The organism is Clostridium nitrophenolicum, assembly GCF_055391695.1.
Genome location: NZ_AP042469.1, coordinates 3850402 through 3868645 on the forward strand (window position 1 = coordinate 3850402; position 18244 = coordinate 3868645).

General features: G+C 34.8%; 11 protein-coding genes and 1 riboswitch. Of the genes, 1 reads left to right on the forward strand and 10 read right to left on the reverse strand.

Annotation, left to right across the window (positions count from 1 at the left end; all coding sequences use genetic code 11):
• Nucleotides 1–23: 23 nt before the first annotated feature.
• Entirely contained in the window at nt 24–1919 is a 1896-nt protein-coding gene (locus tag ACZ5N4_RS18255; protein WP_464203936.1) for an ABC-F family ATP-binding cassette domain-containing protein, read from the reverse strand.
• Nucleotides 1920–2266: 347 nt separating this feature from the next.
• On the opposite strand from ACZ5N4_RS18255, the gene ACZ5N4_RS18260 reads away from it, so the two are divergent.
• On the forward strand, nt 2267–3436 hold the full coding sequence (locus ACZ5N4_RS18260) for a hypothetical protein (protein ID WP_464203937.1): 1170 nt from the start codon (nt 2267–2269) through the stop codon (nt 3434–3436).
• A 146-nt stretch (nt 3437–3582) separates the two neighbouring features.
• Here the strand turns inward: ACZ5N4_RS18260 and ACZ5N4_RS18265 are convergent, their stop codons facing one another.
• From ACZ5N4_RS18265 to ACZ5N4_RS18305, 9 genes are all read right to left on the reverse strand, one after another.
• The gene (locus tag ACZ5N4_RS18265) at nt 3583–4923 is read right to left on the reverse strand and encodes an MFS transporter (RefSeq protein ID WP_464203938.1); all 1341 of its coding nucleotides are present in this window, start codon (nt 4921–4923) and stop codon (nt 3583–3585) included.
• Between the two features lie 388 nt (nt 4924–5311).
• The gene (locus ACZ5N4_RS18270) at nt 5312–7102 is read right to left on the reverse strand and encodes an aminopeptidase P family N-terminal domain-containing protein (RefSeq protein ID WP_464203939.1); all 1791 of its coding nucleotides are present in this window, start codon (nt 7100–7102) and stop codon (nt 5312–5314) included.
• Nucleotides 7103–7333: 231 nt separating this feature from the next.
• Nucleotides 7334–9709, reverse strand: coding sequence for an NPCBM/NEW2 domain-containing protein (locus ACZ5N4_RS18275; protein WP_464203940.1), 2376 nt, complete (start codon nt 9707–9709; stop codon nt 7334–7336).
• Between the two features lie 859 nt (nt 9710–10568).
• On the reverse strand, nt 10569–10805 hold the full coding sequence (locus ACZ5N4_RS18280; RefSeq protein WP_464203941.1) for a hypothetical protein: 237 nt from the start codon (nt 10803–10805) through the stop codon (nt 10569–10571).
• On the reverse strand, nt 10777–13023 hold the full coding sequence (locus ACZ5N4_RS18285; protein ID WP_464203942.1) for a heavy metal translocating P-type ATPase: 2247 nt from the start codon (nt 13021–13023) through the stop codon (nt 10777–10779). Before ACZ5N4_RS18285 ends, ACZ5N4_RS18280 begins: the two co-directional genes overlap by 29 nt.
• A 119-nt stretch (nt 13024–13142) precedes the next feature.
• Nucleotides 13143–13967 (reverse strand): hypothetical protein, encoded by an 825-nt coding sequence (locus tag ACZ5N4_RS18290; RefSeq protein ID WP_464203943.1) that lies wholly within the window; start codon nt 13965–13967, stop codon nt 13143–13145.
• 248 nt (nt 13968–14215) lie between these two features.
• Nucleotides 14216–14917, reverse strand: coding sequence for a hypothetical protein (locus ACZ5N4_RS18295; protein WP_464203944.1), 702 nt, complete (start codon nt 14915–14917; stop codon nt 14216–14218).
• A gap of 743 nt (nt 14918–15660) precedes the next feature.
• Nucleotides 15661–16098 (reverse strand): DnaD domain-containing protein, encoded by a 438-nt coding sequence (locus ACZ5N4_RS18300; RefSeq protein WP_464203945.1) that lies wholly within the window; start codon nt 16096–16098, stop codon nt 15661–15663.
• 351 nt (nt 16099–16449) lie between these two features.
• A riboswitch (ZMP/ZTP riboswitch) is annotated at nt 16450–16531 on the reverse strand.
• Between the two features lie 152 nt (nt 16532–16683).
• Nucleotides 16684–18231, reverse strand: a complete 1548-nt coding sequence (locus tag ACZ5N4_RS18305) for an HAL/PAL/TAL family ammonia-lyase (RefSeq protein ID WP_464203946.1) — start codon at nt 18229–18231, stop codon at nt 16684–16686.
• Between the last annotated feature and the right edge of the window lie 13 nt (nt 18232–18244).

Here is an 18244-nt window from a genome sequence, read left to right on the forward strand (position 1 = left end):
ATTCGGTGGCTTGCCTGTGTTAATTATTCAGCTAATTTATGCTGCAATTCGTCCCATTCTTCTAAATAGCCCATATTGATCTCTTCCTGTGCCATAAGTTCCTTTTGAAGCTCCGTTAGTCTTACATAATCGGAAATAACCGCTTCCGATTGAAGCTCTTCTTGAAGTTTTGCAATTTTTTCATCACATTCCTCAATTAATACTTCAAGTTTTTTAACCCTTGCCTCCATTTTAGCCTTTTCCTTACCAGGTGTTGTAAATTTTTTCTTTTGACTTTTCTCTTTAACCACAACTATTTCTTCATCAGCAAATTTCTTTGCTACCTGTTCCAAATAGTGCTCATATCCAAAAGAGTAGTAGTCAACATTACCATTATCGAATACCAAAACTGATGAAGCAATCTGTTTCACAAAATATCTGTCATGGGAAACGAAAAGCAGCGTACCGGTATAATCCTTAAGCATTTTCTCCAATGTTTCTTTACTTATTATATCCATATGATTTGTAGGTTCATCAAGGATCAGAAAGTTTGGTCTGCGCTTTAATATTTTGCATAGTTCTAAACGTACCTTTTCTCCACCAGAAAGAGCATTAACTGGTTTAAATACATCCTCCTGTGTAAAAAGAAAAGCTCCAAGAGCACTGCGAACCTCTGTCTGAGTTAAATTAGGAAACTCATCCCAATATTCATCCAGTACAGTTTTATCACTTTTATACTGTGCCATATGCTGGTCAAAATATCCGATTTTAACCTTATCCCCAAAGGAATATGTACCGCCAAGCTTAGGTATGGTATCAACAATGGTTTTTAAAAACGTAGATTTACCTAATCCGTTGCCTCCGATAATCCCAATTTTTTCACCACGCATTATATTGAGTGAAACTGTTGAAAGTGTTTTGCTATAGCCTATTTTCAAATCCTTTGCTGACAATACCAATTGAACACTTTGGTACTCAGGTTCAAAATCCGCATAAAAGCTCTTTGTATCTGCCAACTCAGGGGCTTCCACTATATCCATACGCTCAAGCTGCTTTATTTTAGATTGCGCCATAGCCGCTTTGGTAGCTTTATAACGAAAACGGTCTACAAGTCCGCTTAAATGAGCAATTTCCTTTTGCTGTTCTATATGTTTTTTTTGCTGCATTTCCCAATCAAGACGCTTCTTTTCAGCAAATGCAGAGTAATTTCCAGCATATTTTGTGATTTTTCCTCGTTCAATTTCATAAACTGAGCTCACAATTTTATCTAAAAATTCTCTATCATGGGCAACTATAAGAACTGCATTTTTATATGCCTTTAAATATTCTTCAAGCCATTCAATAGCATTAATATCAAGATGGTTGGTAGGTTCGTCTAATACCAATAAATCCGGCTTACTGAGCAAAAGCTTGATAAAGGCAATTTTAGTGCGCTGTCCTCCAGAAAACTCTGAAAGAGCCTTTCCCTTATCTTCATCAGCAAATCCAAACTGCTTGATAGCAGTCTCATATTCCTTCTTATAAGTGTATCCTCCAATCAGATTGTATCTTTCCTGTAATTCTGAATATTTCTTAACTGCAGAATTATTTGAACCACTTTCCATCTCACTAAGAAGTTTTTCCATTCTAATTTCTATATCAAATATTTCATTATAGGCTTTTTTAACTTCATCCTCAAGAGTAATATTTTCATCCTCAAAGGTAATCTGCCTAAGATAACCGATAGTTATATTCCTCGCTGTAATAATAGAGGAGGTTTCGCCATTATCAAGCTTTGCAAGGTCATATTCACCGGAAATCAGCTTAAGCAGAGTTGTCTTTCCGCATCCGTTTCGTCCAACTAAAGCAACCTTTTCCCCTTCGTTTATTTGAAAATCAATGTTAGATAATATTGTATTTGCGCCAAAAGCAACGCAACCATTTGTAATTTTAACTAGCATATATGCACTCCTTCTAAATTCCCTTATTTCCCTTTTCAATTATATATCATTTATAAAAAAACATAAAATATTAATATTATATTCTATAGCAAAAGTCAAATGGGAGGTTCAAGAGCCAATGGGGCGTTTTTCTCTTCATTAGTAATTGTTATGATGCCCCACTCTTTTCACCTTTTATCTTACAATAGCATATACTTATTTACAAACTATAACTTAAATACAATATAAATTCCTTATTTGATATGAGAAAATATAAGAATGCTTGAAACAATGGGATTGAATAATGCAAAAAATCCTTACTCAGCATATTATGATTAAAAATAATGCAATTCACTAGGAGGAATCATATGATAGAAATGAATACACGCCAGTATATACCTAGATCTATAAGTGTTGATGATTTTTTTAAACTGTTAAATGGAGAACAGATTAAATATATTATATTAAGATGGTTTGATAAATTTCCCAAATTTAGAAAAAAAGAAGCTATTGATTTACTTGTCCATGATGATGATTTAGTTAAGATTAATAAGCATCTTTCTCCCCATTATAAAAATAATTCTATTGCATGTAATATTTATAGTATTAGTGGCATCTCTGAAAGCAATTACAATGGACTTCCCTATTATCCCAGGCACTGTGCACAAGAAATTCTTGATGAAAGAATTCTTTTGAATAATAAATATTTTGTACCTAATCCTAGACATTATCTGCTAAGTATGGCCTATCATCTTGTTTATCATAAAGCGGAGGATTCAGGTTTACCTAAAGGTATCAGAGAAGAAGATAGTGAATTAGTCCACAATAATAAATACACAAGAGCACTTCGCACTCTGATTAATCAGTGCGGCGTAAATGTAAAATTGAGTTGGGTTGATTTACAAAGGTTTTTGGATAAGAACGACTGGACTCCAGAATTATCAGTACTAAAAAGACTCTCTGAAAAAAGCGAGTGGTTGAAAAATCTATATTATTTAAAGCTCCATGATCAGCAAAATTCAGGTGAAATTATGGCATTTATCATTAGAGAATGGGCTCATGAAAACAACTTAACTGATTGGATAATCAAGTGGTTAGGAAACCACGGGCTACACATACTAAATATTTATGAACTTGATAAAGATCGTAAGAAAAAGGCAACACGTAATTTACGAGGTGGCGATTGGGGATATGCTAAATGGAAAGAATATGGAGGAAGCGGAAAACCAGTTGTTTTAGTTATTGCTTATGATTTCTATCCAATTCCTTTAGATAAGATGTATCAAGGGGAGTATCCTTATGTATCAAATGGAAATTTCCTTTTGAAAATAAAGCTGCGAAATGAACTGAATAAGAATCGGCCTCTAAACCGTCGACGAAGTATCATCCACTCAAGTGACAATACTTTAGATGCTTTAGAATTTATTAGTACCTTATATCCAACAGAGGTTATTAAAATTTTGGACAAAATTGCTTTAGAGAAAGAAAAGAGGGAAAAATCAAATTCTCCTATGTTTTCACCAGATTTTTGCCCTTAATATATCATACCCCCCTTGATTTCTCAAGGGGGGTATGGCTTTTAGTAGTTCAATTTTTTCTTATGTCTTAAGTATACTTCTACAAATAGAATCATTATTCACCAAAAATAATAATCCATAATTTTATTTCTTTTTCACTATTACAATTAAACCACATTGATTTCATCAAGAGTTTGACCTTTAGTTTCAACACCCGCTAAAGCAACTACTATTGCTACCAATGCAAACACTACAGTTAGCATAAGAAAGACATAAGTGAAACCACCCTGTTTACCTTTAGTCTGATATACCAGGCCAACAATGTAAGGGGCGGCAATTGCACCAATACGGCCAACAGCAGCTGCCCAACCAGCTCCACTGCCCCTAACCCTTGTAGGATAAACTTCTGGCGTATAAGCATATACTGCACCCCAAGCTCCAAGGCTGAAAAAATAAAGTAGGCAGCCAAAAATAAGAACAGTAGTTACGGATGCCGCTTGACCATATAGATATGCTGATAGGGCGGTGCCCGCTAAATAAACTACTAAAACGAATTTACGACCAATTTTTTCTATTAGATAGGCTGCACTGTAATATCCAGGTAATTGAGCAATGCTCATAATTAATGTAAATTCAAAACCCTTTACTAAACTGAACCCTTTGCCTACAAGAAGAGTCGGAGTCCATAAAACAAACCCGTAATAGCCAAAATTAATACCTAACCATAGAATCCATAACACAAAGGTACGCCTAGCATAAGCTGGAGACCATAGATCAAAAATGGTAATACTACTGCTCTTCTTCTCTTCAGGCTCATTGACTGCAGTTGCTTTTTTATTGTTTACTCCGGCCTGTTGTTCCATCTTAGCTACAATCTCATTTGCTTCTTGAAAGCGCCCTTTTTGTTCCAAGTATCGAGGAGACTCTGGAATATTTCTTCTCAGATAAGCTGCGTATAGTGCCGGTATTCCTCCTAAGAAAAATCCAATACGCCAACCATAAACCGGAATTAAAAGGTAAGCGATTAAAGCAGCAACTATCCATCCCCAGGCCCAGAAGCTCTCTAATAGAACAACCATTCTGCCACGGGCTTTAGCAGGTGAGAATTCACTAACCAAAGTAGATGCTGCTGGCAGCTCTCCACCCAAACCTAATCCCGTTAAAAATCGAAAAAACAATAATATAGTAAAGTTAGTGGCAAGCCCAGATAGGGCACTAGCTACCCCGTATAGCACAAGAGTAAACGTAACAACTGTTCTTCTACCCCATTTGTCAGCCACCATCCCAGCAACAGCAGCACCAATAGCCATTCCCACCGCTGAAGCACTGCCGAGCAGGCCTAAATCAGCGGGAGTAAGCTTCCACGATTTGCCGATTGCAGCCATAACACCAGATACCATTCCTTGGTCCATGGCGTCAAATAGCCAGCCAATACCTGTTAAAAGTAACACTTTCCAAAGCATTGGCGTAACTGGCAATCTTTCAATCCTATGCGAAATACTACTCATTAATATTCACCTCTAATAATATAAATTTTATAGCTTGTATAATTATATCATAGTGTATATCCACCTGCAAATACATAAGTATATTTTTTAAAGAACAATTTTATTATTTCTTACCATTGTTACTCAAATTATTACAATTACGATGCTTTATTATTGTTATCTATGCTAAAACAAAATATACTGTTGATTTTACTTAGTTTTAGCTGCTATAACTATATCTTTACCGGATTCTGTTATCTTTTTTATTCTAAAATTGGTACCACGACAAATAGGGCTTTCGCCCCTACCGTTTTAAACATAAGTTATGCTGCTTTTTATTCTAATTTGAAAATAAATATCGAGTAGTAGGAAAGTAAGTATTTCCATACTACTCGATTAATTTTAATTGTTAGATTTCTCTAGTATATTCTTTTAACCATGCTTTTTCTTCTTCATTTAAGTATGGTGAAATTTTATCATATACTGTCTTGTGATATTCATTTAACCATGTTTTTTCTTGTATACTCATCATTTCAGGGTTTATTGCATCTAAATCCATAGGTACATAAGTAATTGTTTCAAAATACATAAATTGACCATATTCATTTTTCTCGCCTTTGCATGCAAGAAGTTCATTTTCAATTCTAACTCCGTGAGAACCTGAAATATATATTCCTGGTTCATCAGTAAGCACCATGCCTTCTTCAATTGGATGAACTTCATGTGCACGGTACTGCCATCTAAATCCTGTTGGTGCTTCGTGAATATTCATTAAATATCCAACGCCGTGACCTGTTCCATGGTTGAAGTTTAAGTTATTATCCCAGAATGGAGCACGTGCAAGTATATCTAAATTCATACCATTACATCCATAAAGGAATCTTGCATGAGCAAGACGAAGATTACTTTGTACAGTCAAAGTAAAGTGATCCTTCATTATTTGTGGTATTTCTCCAAATGCAATAGTTCTTGTTATGTCAGTAGAACCTTCATAGAATCCAGCTCCTGTATCTGTTAAGAATAAAGATCCCTCTTTAAGTTCTACATCAGTTTCAGGAGAAGAAGTATAGTGTACGATAGCACCATGCTCACCAAATGCGCATATCGGTTCAAAGCTTTGACGGATAAATCCTCCCTGATCTGTACGTAATTCTTCTAATTTATTAGCTGCGCTGATTTCTGTGATTTTTTCTTTGCCTACATTTTGCTTTAGCCAGTATATAAATTTTACATGTGCTACTCCGTCTTTAATTTGAGCTTTTTTAATATTTTCAATTTCAGTTAGGTTTTTCATAGCTTTAAATAAAACACATGGATTTTCTTTTTCTACTTTTTTAACATCTTTAGGAATGTTGTTATATAATGCATAATTCATTCTAACAGGGTCAACTAGTAATGCATCTTTTGCAGTGAACTTTTTAACTTCTTCATATACATCATTATATGGATGGAAAGCTGTTACACCATTTTTCATAAGATCTGCTTTTATTTCAGCGCTTAGCTTCTTTTCATTTATGAAAAGATGTGCTTCATCCATCGTAACGATTACATAACTTAAAATTAGAGGGAAGAATTCAATATCATCTCCACGGATGTTAAGAAGCCATGCTATATCATCTAAAGATGTAATTATATGCGCCTTTGCACCTGCAGCTTCCATTGCTTCTCTAACACGTTTTAATTTTGAAGCTGTAGTTTCGCCAGTATATTTTATATCAAGGGCAAATGCTGGTTTTTCAGAAAGTGATGGGCGATCTTCCCATATATCATCAATTAAATCACAATCATATTTTATAGATCCATTTTTCTTTTGAACAATTTCTTCATAAACTTGTCCACTTCCCATAGCAACAACACGGCCATCAAATCCAAGTGTTCCTTTTTCAGGAAGAATGCTTTCTATGTATTCTTCTATAGTTGGAACCTTTGGCTCACCCATTTTAAATAATTCAACAGTTGTTCCTTCTAGTTGCTTCCCAGCTTGAAGAAAATATCTTCCATCTGTCCAAAGCCCTGCACTATCCATTGTAATAACAGCAGTTCCTGCAGAACCTGTAAAACCTGTTATGTACTTTCTAGCTTTAAAATGTTCACCTACATATTCACTCTGATGAAAATCAGCAGTAGGTACAATATACATATTAATATTTTTTTCTGCCATCAAGGCTCTTAATTTTTTAAGTCTTTCAGTTACTTTCACTATAGTAATCTCCTTTCAATGCTTATATGTTCTAGTGAAAAGTATATCACAAAAACAGTATGAAAAGGATATCAATTTAGATAATATATTTAAAAACAAATAAGTTTTACATTAAGTTTCAAATAACTGAAAATTTGAGCTATATTTTACTTAAACCTGTTAAGGATTTATGTGTATTGCAGTAATTAATCCGTTGTGCTAGTAAATGCACTAGCACAACGGATTAATTTATTACTTACTGGTATTATAAATTATCTTAGCGCCGGCCCAGTCGGCATGGTCATAATCTATATTGTCTCCACCATTAGTTATAACAAGCTTGAGAATTTTTGCTCCGGTTATATCAACATCCACATGCTTTACAGGTGAACTGCCATATAGCACTTCGCTGTCATAGATCTTCTTATCATCCGCCCAAACTTGAAATGCTGCAGAACCATTGTTTCCAACTTCATCATCAATTCCTACATCGGCAATAAATTTGGAAAACTTTCCTCCAATATAGTAGGTTATTGCTGATTCTGCATGAGTCCCAAGTCCTTTTTCATAAGTTGTACCATTTATGGTTATAATCTTTCCATCTCCTGAAGCCGATCCTCCATTACTCATATCTTTTTCCACAGGTCCCCATCCGTTCGTTGATTCAAGCCAATGAATATCGCTAAGATAGGTGTCCGTTGATGGGGGAACTGGCAGTACTTTAATCTGGCTTTTTAATTGTTTTTGTCCCTGGAGCTGCTGATCCCCGTAAAGAAAGGTGCCCTTTGCTACTATGTCATATAAGCTAAGATTTGCATCACCAGGTACTGTAATATCCCACGTTGTGGTAATTGATCTTCCTGGAGGAAGATTATTAAATGTGGTTGCTGAAGCAGCATTAACAGTCCATCCCTCAGTGCACTGTAAATTTATTGCCACTTTCTCTATAGCTGTCCTGCCATTATTAGTAAACGTAACAGTGACCTTGCTTTTTTGACCTGCTACAACATCGTTGTCATAAGTTACTTTAAAATCTGTTGCCGGCTGAGCCATATCTGGAGTGCCAGGGCGAACTCTAAACATTGCTACTCCATGTGACGGCACAACTGCACTAATTTGGTTTTTTGCAGCACTTTCACTGTGAGCCCACAGGTCACGTACGATATATGCAGGAGCCTTCTTTAAACCAAGGTCTTTTATATCCAAACTCATTGTTTTTGATGCCTGGCTTCGATTAAAGAACAATAGAGCCTTGTCTCCGTTAACCAGCGGCTTAACCCATACTTCGTAGTCACCGTCATCGCGTATTTTACTTCCCTGTATTCCTGCCGGGTCTTGATCAATTGCAATGACTTCTTTGTTCAGAAGGATTTCCTTTGTAGAATCCGACATGTTGGTTATATCGTTGCCTGCAATGAGGGGAGCAGCCATCATGCTCCATAAACTAAAATGTGCACGGTACTCTGTATCAGTCATACCGCCATTTCCAACTTCAAGCATATCGGGATCATTCCAATGTCCCGGTCCTGCATATTGTGCAAGTACAGAATTTTGATCCATTATACTTGTCATACTGTCCCAGCTGTCGACTATATCGCCGGTTGTACGCCAAAGGTGTCCTACTGAAGGGCCCCATAACCAAGGCTTATTGGCTCCCCATTCACAAATACTGAAAACTATAGGACGCCCTGTGGCCTTTAATGCATCTCCCATGACTCCGTACTGCTGTGCTGAAATGTTGGCACCATCTTCCGGGTTGTAAAACTTTATAATATTTTCACCTTGCTTTAAAGTAACTTTAATAGCATAATCAGCTGCAGTACCCCAGCCGCTTGAGGAAGGTATGCTGTATTTTTCGCCTGTACCTCCGTTCACACTTACAAACAGATTCCTGCTAGCATCACCGTTATAATAATAAAGGGTTAAAGTATAATCACCTGCTGCAGGTACGGTAATTTTATTAAATATTAGCTCCCCAGAGTTATTGCCTATATATCCAACCTTCGAGCCAACTAAAATTGCATTTCCGGTAAGCGTATTGTTGGGGGATTCAGCTTCATATGTTGTCCTGTTGATTCCATCTGATAAAACAATCTTATCGATATCAGGTGCATATGTGCTTGATCTTGCATTAAAGCAGAAGTCATACTTTAAATAATCTACCCCCCATTCTGCAAATTTTTTGGCATCCCTTTCCTCATAGCCCTGGCTTCCAGGAAGCCCCATACAGGTTCTTGCACCGTTAGAGGAGTAAATCCCAAGCTTTAAACCTTTGCTGTGTACATAATCTGCAACAGCCTTGATTCCGTCAGGAAATCTTGTGGGGTCGGGAACAAAATCGCCATTTTGATCCCTTGTTTTAGCCATCCAGTTATCGTCTATGTTTATATACTCGTAGCCTGCATCTTTCATGCCGTTCTCCACCATAGCGTCCGCCATATGCATAATCTTCCACTGGTCTATATCGCCTCCAAACTTATTCCAGCTGTTCCATCCCATAGGTGGAGTAGGAGCTAGTCCATCATTTAATACACTTGCAGCTATAGCCGGATTGCTCATTACACCTGTCGAGATAAATTGGGCAAATGTAAATACAATTACCAAAAGAAAAACTTTGAACCTACGCATAAGATTACCTCCAAATTATTTATTCCTTAAGGCCCTAACTCTAAGTACATGGTAAATTACTCCACTGACTCACTTCTATATCTTTCATGGGAAAAATAATCTATCTCATACACGCTAACCAGGCATATATCATCATATATAATAATTCTCTGCTGAGTTAGCATCTCTTTTCTTAAGCTTTTAGAAAACGTTTTCTAATTGTTTATATTACCTATATTACCATATATTTCAATTATCCTCAATAGCATATTTATTCATACTTTTATACTGAAAATTTATTAGGAATATCTTATATAAATCCCATATTACATATAATAATTTTTAATACACTCAGCAAAATATTCAATAAATAATACTGCATAAATAAAAACAAAGTGCACCACCTTATAAAAAACAAGTTGCTGGATACAAAATATAACCATACTAAAAATGCACACTCCTCTATCAAAAAACTCTAGGAGTGTGCATGTCCAACATAAGAATCTATAAATTTAATCTTTAAAACTGAAAAATTCAAATTCACTTTTCTTCAAAAAACGCGAAAAGCCCCTGAAATCAAGGGCTTTCCATTGTATCAAATTCTAAGTTCCTATTTAGTGGAGGCGAGTCTCATTGAACCCCCGTATGAAAAACATATTCTTTATTTCAACTACCCCTTATTAGCCTAATGATTTTATGAGACTAAAATAAACATATTATTTTGGGTTAGTTTTTCTTGTATGAAATGATGAAGGAACAGTTTTTTATGCCAGCTATGTAGAGTCTCAACAGCGAAGTCCATAAAAGTATATTAATTCACCAAAATTTTTTCAAGTTAAGCACATACAAATGCTTAACTTGAACACAATCATATATCTTATTACAGAAATCTCATTAATTTTCTCACAGAGATGCCTTTGATTATGTCTTGTCCTGTTTCCTTTTCTTTATCTTTAATATATTCAAAATAATGAAATAGAAAGTTCTCCCAGTGTTTTAATATTACTTTTTTTGTTTCTGGTTCTTTATCAATTATTTCAAAGCTTAAATCAACACACTCTTTTCCTTGAGCAATTAAAGCTCTCATCTTATTTTCCAGGTCCTTTAGTTCTGCCACCTGTCCTCCTCCTTCTCTTTTTATCTACAGAATAATTCATTAATCTCGAAGAATTGACAACAACACCAAAGGTGCTAAGGTTATGCAAGATTGCAGCTGACAACGGAGATATTATTTTTCCTGCACCGAGAATCAACCCAATGGCATTAATTCCAACAGCAAAAATAAAATTCTGTTTTACAACTTCCATTGTATGATTGCTTAATTTAACTAAGGTAACAATCTTTTCAGGATTATCATCAGCTAAAACAATATCTGCAGACTCAATAGCTACATCGGTACCACCGGTTCCCATGGCGATACCAATATCAGCCTTAGCTAAAGCAGGTGAGTCATTAATCCCCTCGCCTACCATAGTCACAAGCTTACCTTCACTCTGATATTTTTCTACGATATTTACTTTTTCCTCAGGTAAAGTATTAGCCCACATCTGATCAAGACCTAATTCATCCTTTATCATTTCAGCGGTTTCAGCACAGTCCCCTGTTACTAGTCCAATATTGCATACTCCTTCTTCCTTTAATCCCTTAATGGCTCTATTGCTTTCATACCTTACTTTATCTTTTATGCCAACTATTCCTATTAACTCATTCTCATGTGCTGTAAAAAGTACCGTTTGGCCCAGCAACTTCATTCGATCAGCTTTTACCCTATCTTTATTTATATTTATTCCATTGTTCTTCATGAAAAGTTCATTTCCAACCATGACAACAGTTCCATTTACAATACCTTTAACACCCTGCCCAATGATAACTACCTGAGCATCTGTAGGCAATAAAATGGTATTGGTCTCATTTGCTTTTTCTAATACAGCCTTAGCTAGAGGGTGGTTTGTATAGTTTTCTACTGAAGCTGCTAATTGCAATACTAGATCAGGAGGATAGTCTTTATGTACAGCCTCAATTGTTACTACAGATGGGTTACCCTCAGTCAATGTTCCAGTTTTATCAAATAAAACTACATCTGTTTTTCCTACCTTCTCTAAATAGTTTCCTCCCCTAATAAGAATACCCTTTTTAGCTGCATTTCCCATGGATGCACTAATTGCTGTAGGAGTAGCCAGACCTGCAGCACATGGGCATGCCACAATGAGCATAGTCATGCTTCTTTTAAAATCTCTGGTTATCAAGTAGCTTAGCAATGAAAGTCCTAAGGATAAAGGAACTATTTTCTCAGAATAACGATCTGCCATATTTTCAATAGGTGCTTTTATCTTACTGGCTTCATCAACTAATTGAACAATTCTAGCTATAGATGTCTCTTTTCCTACTTTTTCTGCTAAAACCTTTATTGTTCCTTGTTCAACGATAGATCCAGCAAAAACCTTATCACCTTGCTTTTTTGTGACTGGAATTGCTTCACCGGTTATAACTGCCTGACTAACAGCCGCTTCACCACTAGTTACTTCACCATCAATTGGTATTTTTTCACCAATATGGACAACAATAATGTTATCCTTTTCTATAGATTCTATAGGAACAGATATTTCTGTTCCATCTACCACCAACCACGCCATTTCGTCCTTACCCTGCAGCATTTCCTTTATTGCCTTACGTGATTTATCCAAGGTCATAGTTTGAAACAAAGTACTCAAATTAACAAGCCATACCACAACCAATCCTGTAATACTTTCCTTTAAGAGAAGCGATACCACAGTAGCTGCACTGATTAAAAAATCATTGTTTAACTTTCGTCTTTTTATAAGGTTCTCTAATCCGCTTCTGAAAATTGGATATCCTGTAACTATTGTTGTTAAAGCAGCTAAATTATTTATTGGAGCAGAGCGTGCCATAGAGGATTTTCCAAAGAAAATTCTCTTTACCGTTAGGGCTAATAATAGTCCACCGCTTAAGGTTACCTTTGATATTTGTGATTGAATAGACAAATCCTCAGGCTCAAAAACTTTTATTTCATTTGGTTTTCTATACAGACTTTTTGCATACAATTTACTAGTTCTTGAAGAAACTGCTCTTGAGATCATAATATCTAGCGAGTTTATTATCTCCTGGTAAAGCTTATTAACGGAAATCTGCCTCGAATCAAAGAGAATTAAGGCCTTTCCTGTTTGTGGATTGGCCTTGACAGTAAAAACTTTTCCATTTCTTTTCAATGTGCTTTCTATAGCTTCAGCGAAGTACCGATTGCCCTTAAGTCCTTTAATCCTCACCCGCAGTCTTCCCGGCAAAGACTTGACAACCTCTATCCTGCAAAAATTCATTCTTATAATTCTCCTTCGTCTTGGATCTTGCTTGAAATGAATGCTTTATAACATCTATTCTTTATTGTGTTCATTATGTACTTCAATTATTTATAAAAACCATTAATTATCTTTTAGAATTATTTATTGTGATTCTCGTTTTCACCATAGTTATATCTTTCGTTGTTGCCTTCTTCCCATTTAGCTTCTGCAAAGATATCCTCAATATCCTCCTTAGCATCAGCAAATATACTCCTAAACTCCTCAGATGTATTCATCACTCCTTGAACAGTTTTAGCTACAATAGGTCTCAAGGTCCTAGCAACTGATGGAGCTAATATCAGTCCCACTGTAGCTATTCCAACGCCTCTAAAAAAATTGTTAACTCTTGGTCTATTAATAAAGTCTGTTATCATGCGCTGATTCCACCAAGAGTTTGGCATCATTCCATAATTGTAATAAGGGTCGCAATCTCTCATATTTGGGTACCATGCCCCTGCTCTTGGTCTTCCATAAGGTCTAGCACCTCCATAATAAGCTCTTCCTGACTCATGACAATCACAGTCATAATCATCATAATAGTTAGGATGTGGACATCTATACCCATAATCATCTTCCATCCTATAATTATTTGGATAATTGGTTGGATAATTCATTCTGCCATCACCTCTATAATAATTTCTTGGGTTTTGATTATAATTAGCCTGATAGATTGAATTATTAAAACTAGGTCTATTATTTGGATTATATGCGTTATTTTCCCTTGGCCTATAATTTCTTGGATTATTCCCCGGTATTCTGTTATCTGGCTGAGGATTTCTTATTTGCCTTTCATCATAATACATATCCGGATCTGAACCTGCAGCCGTATTATTAGGGGTAATTTGACTTTCCTGGTAATTTACATCTTCATAATTTGCTTTATTATCTTTTACTTCTCCATTTGAATAGTTGTTCTCAGACATTTTACTACCTCCTTTTTCAAAAGTAGTATTATCCCTTTATAGGTAAAATATTCATATTTTTTATAATAATTCTTTAAATATATATAAATGGAAGATGAGGTATATACACTAGGTATACTCAATATATTAATTATTTAAATACAAAAAATAGTGTGCTGTTTTTATAAGCTACTTCTTTGATAAATACATCATCAAATTGTAGCTAAAAAACAGCACACTATAAACTTCAATATCATATTACAAATGTACTAAGCAGTTTTTATTATATCGCTCTCCAAAAATATGGAAGGGTTTGTATTTTTCGAATTAAGTATTTGTGTAATAACTTCATTCTTTAGAAATTTAATTATTTCATGTTTCTTATTCATTAAGATTCCCTGTGCACTTTTTGATATTTTTTCATTTATGCTGCACTTTATTTCTTGAGGAGTTAATCCTATTGTTGATAAAAAATAATCTCCTGCCTTAAATTCATTACTCAGCTTTCTTAATCCTTTAGGAATAAAACCACCAATGTTTTTTTTCCATAACTTATCAATAGTTTTTGAAGTTGCACAGCTAAGCCCATGAGTTCTAGCCGCTTCATATGCAAATAAGAAACTATCTTCAATATTTAACAAATCCGTTATCTTGTTATTATACAACTTGAAATCGGACTTAATTGATACTCTCATTAGCTCTTTCTGAATCTTTTTTTCAATTCTTGAAAAAAAGAGTTCAAGTTCCTTTTTAGAATATAGCACTTTAAAAAATCTTTCTTGCAAACACTTTGGGTTTAATTTTGAAAAATCTATTCCTTCAGTAAAAATGCCTATCAAATGTTCTTTACTTTCAAAAAAATATTCTGTTTCTTCCAAAATGATTTCGAAGCATTCTTTAATTGCAAAGTTACGTATTGATTCTAATTCTATTTCAGTAATATACTCTAAGGAATAATTTTCTGTTACCATAATCCCCAATCCCCTTCACAAGATTTTAGAACTCATCTTAAAACAATTTAATAATTCACTCATAACGATAATCATTCTCATTTATATGATAAGCTATTGTTAGCTTTTTGTCAACAGAAACATAAGAGTCTGTTCCTTAATTACTTTTTTAGTTATACCAGGCTTTATTAGTCTTATTGCTTATACGCATGTTACATTATAATTCAAAAAAATTTCTAACTTACTATTTTTAATATCCTCTATAATTGATGTTATATGTAATCCTTGGCAATTCCAAAAATAATGCTATTACTGAAATTATTACTATAAATATGTGAAATAATTTCTTATACTTCTTTATATATTTCACACTAGCACTTCCTTCGTATTTAGTTACAAATCCGTACTAACTTAACAAATCTATTATACATTTATTGGAACATAAATATCAATAAAAAGAAAGCCTGCCTTAGAAGTCAACATAGACTATTAGTATATTAATTATAGAGATATTTATGCTTATATTTGCTATATCAACTGCCCATTATTATCCTAATTGATATATGGATAATGAGAAGCTCTATACTTCTTGATTCCCTTAAGCCAGAAAGTATGAACCTGTAATCACCTCTGCAATCTATTGCTCTTGAAAAAAGTCATATCGTAAATTTTATACTTGATGCTTTAAGATAGCTGCTGCTTTAGTTGCATTCAGCCATTGAGCATCGCTTACTGATACATTTTTTCTATATCCAAAACAAAATTTAGTCTATATACACATATGCTTCTACATTGCACCTATTAATAGACCTATCAGGCTTTTCCTTACTCTTATTAAGCTTCTCCATTGTAGTTATTCCCTGCTCCATCCAGTTTTTAATAACAGTTTCAATGTATCCAATATGCCTTGCATTATACTTAACAGCTTCGCTTATAGCAGCAATTATAACTCCTTCTTCAAGACTACTACTCCAAAGCCGTATTTTTTCCTTATCTCTTTTAGTTGCCTGGTGAATATTTTTATTAAACTTCAATAAAATTCTGCTTATCCTCTTTTCTTTATTTTTTCCTTTGCTTCTACTTGCTGGTTTTTCTTTTTTAGAAGAAGATTTTTTTGTTTCTTTTTCCCCTAGATCCTTATAAGCCCCTTCATAAGGGTTTAAAATTTCCCTACTCTTTTCATCAAATGTTACCTTATACAAAGATAGAATTATGTCTTATTATTTTTTCTAAAATTAGCTCCTATATTAATCAAAATTAATCATAAACAGGATTCTTGGCTTCAGGTGGAGGTTAAATGTCTAAATGGCATTAACGGGCAAACTTGCCCAGTGGTTGTAGACAAACTCCATCTGAAGCTTATTAACAGGCTTCTTAGTGTCTTTAGCACTTAGAAGGCGTTATCCAGGGTCGTAGCGCCAGCTATCCCCAACTTTAAGAAAAGCAGAGAGCCTAAATCTCTGATTTGGTGCGAATCGCTTTCACAGAGTGCGTTGTGGTATTAGTGGCAGTAGATATCGGATAAATTAAAACAAAAACCACCTGGATAAATTCATATTTACCCAGGTGGTCGATATTCTTCTTCAATCATGCTCCCTATGGTAAACTCCATTTCCGCCAGTTACATGATTGTTTTTATTCTTTTTTATTTAACTATATATCATATACAATACTAAGTCAACTTAATAAAATAGATCACCCCTTATATCAATACTACACATCATTATTATAGGGAGTGCTAGCGTTAACTCATCCCCTATAACTATTACATTAGTATAAAACTTTTACTAAAATTCCAAATTTCCTATAACATCTTCAACTGTATTCAAAACATGTCCTTCATGTATTTGTTCGTGTATATACTTAATAAATGGATATAGATATTGATCTTCTTCTAGTTTAGGCACTTCTTCTCTAATCAAATTATATACTGCCTTTGTAGCTGGTGATGGATTTAACGGTTTTAAGAAATCTAATGCTTGTGCAGCATTTAAAAGCTCGATGGCTAGTATATTCTCTAAAAGTTTTGAACACTGGTAAGCTTTCTTTGAGGAATTGTAACTCATACTTACATAATCTTCCTGGTTGCAGCAGGTTGGAGTATTATCTATTGTTGATGAAGTTGATAATATTCTCATTTCTCCGAGTAGCCCTGCAGCAGTATATTGAGGAATCATAAGTCCGTTATTTAGTCCTGATTTTTCTATCAAAAATGCTGGGAGCTCGCTAACATGGTGATTAACAAGCCTATCTATTCTTCTTTCTGACATTTTTGCAAGGCTTGTCATTGCAATGCAACTGGAATCTGCTTCTATTCCTACATAAGAACCATCTGCATTACATCCCATTAATGCTATTCCATCTTTGTCAAGCGGATATATAATAGGGTTATCACAGCAAGAGTTCATTTCAATAAATATAGTTTTTGCGGCGTCCTTTAATGTTTTCTTAGCAGCTCCATGAAGCTGCGGCATACACCTCAAGGACAGTGCATCCTGAAGCCTATAATCTTTATATTTTAAAGCAATTTCACTTTTATCCAGTATTCTTAATATATTTTTAGCTGTCATTACTTGCTCTTCATGTGGCCTTACGGACTGCAATCGCGGATCAAAGGCTCTAACAGTACCTTTTAAGGCTTCTAAACTCATAGAGCCAACGATATCCGCTGTTTTTGCTGCCTTTATTGCATCATATAGCGCCAATGCCGCAAAGGCTGTGACTGAAGTTGTACCGGAAACTAATGCTAGTCCCTCTTTACATCCTAGCTCAACTGGTATCATCCCAACTGCTGTTAATGCCTCTCTACCCTTTAGAAGCTCTCCTTTATACCAAGCTTTTCCTTCACCTATTAACACCATACTAATGTGAGCCTCTACCGCTAAGTAACCAACTGAGCCTTGTCCTGGAGCAAATGGTGTTATGTCGTTATTTAGCAAAGCAGCAATCATTTCTAAAGTACTAAGCTGTACACCAGAATATCCTTGTCCTAGATTTAGAAGCATCATCAATAATATTCCTCTAACACTTTCTTTTTCTAGAGGCTCTCCTACAGAACAAGCATGGGATCTTATAATATTTTTCTGAAGCGTAATTGTATCTTCTGTAGAAATTATTTTATTGCAATTGTCTCCAAATCCTGTAGTCAAACCATAAATAACTCTATTCTCATCTAAGAATTTTTCGACTAATCCTCTTGACCTACTTACTTTTTCTGAGTAAGAGGGCGAAAAAGAGACTTTTGCACCGTATCTTGAAACTGCAACAAATTCTTCTAAAGTGGTTTTTTTATCTCCTAATGTTACTTTCTTAATTTTTTCCCTTAATAGTTCCAATTATGTCACCTCT

What these genes read in the sequence shown, in the direction of transcription:
- ACZ5N4_RS18255 (WP_464203936.1), bottom strand. Translation starts at nt 1,919, where the DNA reads ATGCTAGTTAAAATTACAAATGGTTGCGTTGCTTTTGGCGCAAATACA.
- ACZ5N4_RS18260 (WP_464203937.1), top strand. Translation starts at nt 2,267, where the DNA reads ATGATAGAAATGAATACACGCCAGTATATACCTAGATCTATAAGTGTT.
- ACZ5N4_RS18265 (WP_464203938.1), bottom strand. Translation starts at nt 4,923, where the DNA reads ATGAGTAGTATTTCGCATAGGATTGAAAGATTGCCAGTTACGCCAATG.
- ACZ5N4_RS18275 (WP_464203940.1), bottom strand. Translation starts at nt 9,709, where the DNA reads ATGCGTAGGTTCAAAGTTTTTCTTTTGGTAATTGTATTTACATTTGCC.
- ACZ5N4_RS18285 (WP_464203942.1), bottom strand. Translation starts at nt 13,023, where the DNA reads ATGAATTTTTGCAGGATAGAGGTTGTCAAGTCTTTGCCGGGAAGACTG.
- ACZ5N4_RS18290 (WP_464203943.1), bottom strand. Translation starts at nt 13,967, where the DNA reads ATGTCTGAGAACAACTATTCAAATGGAGAAGTAAAAGATAATAAAGCA.
- ACZ5N4_RS18295 (WP_464203944.1), bottom strand. Translation starts at nt 14,917, where the DNA reads ATGGTAACAGAAAATTATTCCTTAGAGTATATTACTGAAATAGAATTA.